Annotated in this window: 1 tRNA gene and 1 rRNA gene; both read left to right on the forward strand. The window is 51.8% G+C overall.

Features of this window, described 5'->3' with window-relative positions:
• The first annotated feature begins 28 nt into the window (after positions 1 to 28).
• Positions 29 to 104: transfer RNA gene (locus ABAC402_RS38940), tRNA-Ala, on the forward strand.
• A gap of 428 nt (positions 105 to 532) precedes the next feature.
• Positions 533 to 733, forward strand: a 23S ribosomal RNA gene (locus tag ABAC402_RS40760); the annotation flags it as partial.

The raw sequence follows: 733 nt of genomic DNA on the forward strand, positions 1-733 counted from the left end.
AAGGTTTAAGCGTCTGTCCTCGTGTGAGGGGGCCATAACTCAGTTGGTAGAGTGCCTGCTTTGCAAGCAGGATGTCGTCGGTTCGACTCCGTCTGGCTCCACCATTCGCGTTGCGAATGGTTCGTTTGTTGGCGTTCAAGCGCCACGCAGGCTGCGCGCCTCATCAGGGCGCTGCTAAGTTCGCTTCGCTCCCAGTTCCGGTTGAGCAGCGAAAATGCTTACGATGCAACACAAGTTTTTCGGCTGTGAGGGTAACCTCTGGTCGGAAAGGTGCAGGGACTGTGTCCCTGTTGAAATTGTAAATGAAGGGTTTCCCCGGTTGTTCATAGCTTTAGGGGTGATCCGAGAAGACATTGTCTGACACAGACATCTTCGATGAACTACGTATGCCACAACTTTCCGAGCATACGGGGGAGAAGATGTCTAAGAACGACGTATGTATATGTGATGGTGCGACGCTGCCCTAGTAGCGGTCGTGACAATCGACGTGATCGTATCATTACATTGTAAACACATGCGTTTTGTTGAGAACGATCAAGCGTTAAAGGGCTTCTGACGGATGCCTTGGCGTAGAGAGGCGAAGAAGGACGTGGCAAGCTGCGATAAGAACCGGGGAGGCGCTAGCACCCTTTGATCCGGTTATTTCCGAATGGGGGAACCCATCTTTACGGCCTTCCAATTTAAAGAACGTGGATAAGACAGAGGAAGCGGTTGCATGCCGCAGAGACTGTCT

The sequence above is a fragment of the Asticcacaulis sp. AC402 genome, assembly GCF_000495835.1.
GTDB lineage: Bacteria > Pseudomonadota > Alphaproteobacteria > Caulobacterales > Caulobacteraceae > Asticcacaulis.